Annotated in this window: 1 protein-coding gene and 1 tRNA gene; both read right to left on the bottom strand. The window is 44.1% G+C overall.

The features are described from left to right. Nucleotides 1–156: 156 nt before the first annotated feature. Nucleotides 157–229 (bottom strand) — tRNA-Phe (locus PX484_RS15030). 77 nt (nt 230–306) lie between these two features. Then, nucleotides 307–2,535, bottom strand: coding sequence for a sensor histidine kinase (locus tag PX484_RS15025; RefSeq protein ID WP_287764756.1), 2,229 nt, complete (start codon nt 2,533–2,535; stop codon nt 307–309). Nucleotides 2,536–2,545 lie beyond the last annotated feature (10 nt).

The following is a 2,545-nucleotide window of genomic DNA, read 5'->3' as shown; positions in this document are numbered from 1 at the left end:
TCAGTTATCAGTGAACTGAAGATCCAAATCCGAGCGAAGATAGGCAGCCCGTATCATCACTGATAAGCTAAGACGCATTCTCACCGCCTATTCTTGCATTTACAAAACCTAGCAGACTAGAAAGTAAATACAGGGCAAATTCTATTGTTTTTCCGATGCCAAGACGCGGATTTGAACCGCGGACACGAGGATTTTCAGTCCTCTGCTCTACCAACTGAGCTATCTCGGCGTTTTTTTTGTCCTTTCTCAACATAGCACGCCCTCGAAATAATTGCAAGGTTTTTTTCTAAAAAGTTTTCCGCTCGACTAGATTGGCAGGGTGAGGGTAAAGGTGGTGACAGCGTTGGCACTGGTGACATCGATGGTAGCATTCAGGGGTTTAATCAGTTTGCCGACCAAAGCTAAACCTAAACCGGTGCCACTGTAGCGCCAGGGATCTTGGTTAGGAATGCGATAAAAAGGGGCAAATATTCTTGATAATTCCTCTAGGGCGATTTCTACTCCTAAATTGCTCACACTAATTAATATTTGCTCATCCGCACGCCAGACATTTACCCTAATTATTCCCTGCTCCGGAGTATATTTAGAAGCATTGGTCAGTAATTCCGCTATGATGCGCTCAATATGACACAGACTGCTGTTAATCTCCGGTATATCCCCATCTATATCTAAAATTAACTGCTGTTGTCGCTCGCGGGTGAGAGTGCGAAAAGGTTCCACTAATAAGGGTAGCCAAGAAAGTAAGTCGATCGCTTCCATCGCCGGGGGTTCGGTTTCCGCATCCAGATAGGTTAAAGTCAACAGATCATTAACTAACTTACTCTGACGTTGAGATTCAATGTTAAGAATTTGCAACAGTTCACCGATCGAATCCTCTGGAGCGATCTCGATCCCTTGATCTTCTAGGAGACTCTCTAGGGTTTCCACCGCTAGACGAATGCTGGTAATCGGGGTTCGCAGTTCATGGGAAAGGGTTTTCAGGAATTCGCTTTTTAATCTTTCCAGTTTTTCTAGTTCCCGCACTTGTGCTTGGGAAGATTCGTAAAGTCGCGCCTGTCGAATAGCGATCGCACATTCGGTGGCAATATGTTGAATCAAATTAGTTTCTAAGGAGTTAAAAATATGATTAGCTGGTCGAATTAGCCAAAGATTGCCCAAAAAACCCTTATCGTCAAAGATAGCACAAGCGCAACGGTTAACACGACCAATTTGCGGATTACCAAGGGGAAGACGATCAACAAATTGTAAAATTTGTTTGTGCAGCAGCGGTTGATAGATTTCGGGAAAATCGCTAATTTGACGGGTAATTCCCTGACAGATAAGCTTTTGAGTGGTATATTCGTGGACAATAGTAGCTTTGCTGCGACTGGGATCGTAAAGCTCAATTTGGGCCCTTTCTACGGGTAAAACCTGCACTAATTCCCTAGTGGTGGTTTGCAGAATATGATTTTCATCGAGACTATCGCGAATTTTTTCGGTAATCCGTCCGATTAAGGCTTCATACTTCAAACTCATCTGCAATTCGGCGGTTCTTTGCTGAACCTCCGATTCTAGAGCAGTATTCAAGCATTTTACCCGTTGGTGCAGTTCTGCTTGTTGAATGGCAATTCCCACTTGAATGGCTAATTGTTTGAGTAGATCGATTTCTTGGGATTGCCAAGGGCGAGTTTTTTGGCAATTCTGGGCAATTAGTAACCCCCAGAGTTGGTTATCGCAGATAATCGGCACCACCAAGTTAGCCTGTACTTGCAAAGAAGTAAGTAAGTTGCGATAACAGGGATCAAGTCCCGAATTATGGACATTTTCAATAACTTGAATCCTGCCGCGACGATAATTTTCCAGACGTTCTGGGGATAAATTAAAACAGGGATCCTGGATCCTGTTTCCTAAGACAGAATTAATCCTCGCAGTATGGGATTCCACCACAATCATGCCACTATGATCGGGGAATAAACGATAAATTAACACTCGATCGCAGTTGAGAAATTGTCGCACTTCTTTAACAGTTCTTTGCAAAATGCGATCAAGATCCAACGATTGCCGGATTCTTTCCTGCATTACCCCCAGTAGTTGTTCCCGTTCTGCTTGTAATCTTAAAGCTTCTTCGGCCTGTTTGCGTTCGGTGATATTGGTACTGGTTCCCACTAAACGATAGATGCTCCCATTGTCATCCCGTAGGGGTGTTAAAGTCGTTAGCCACCAGTAGGGTATATTTTGAAAAGGTAAATACTGTTCGTAGGAAATAGTCGTTCCGTAACGTACACAGTCACTGTAGTGTTGCCGCACACTACGCGCATCATCGGGGGGAAGGATTTGTTCGGGAGTTTTGCCTTTAATATCTGATGAGCGCAATCCTGTCCAGCATTCATGAACGGGGTTTGCTCCCACATAGCGAAAATCTCTATTTTCCAGCACGTCCACCACAAAAATCGACGCTTGCACGGAATTAAATATACTACGCAGAAACTGCTCGGAATCCTCCTCTTTTAGCTGTGCATCCAACTCGGTATCGATTTCTGACGGCTGCTTTTCCATAAGAGCCTCC

It is taken from the genome of Microcystis sp. M49636_WE2 (genome assembly GCF_030065375.1).
In the GTDB taxonomy this organism is placed as follows: domain Bacteria; phylum Cyanobacteriota; class Cyanobacteriia; order Cyanobacteriales; family Microcystaceae; genus Microcystis; species Microcystis aeruginosa_C.
This window is presented reverse-complemented; position numbering and strand designations above follow the sequence as displayed.

Excerpts from the sequence above, each read along its gene's own strand:
- PX484_RS15025 (WP_287764756.1), bottom strand. The coding sequence starts at position 2,535 with ATGGAAAAGCAGCCGTCAGAAATCGATACCGAGTTGGATGCACAGCTA.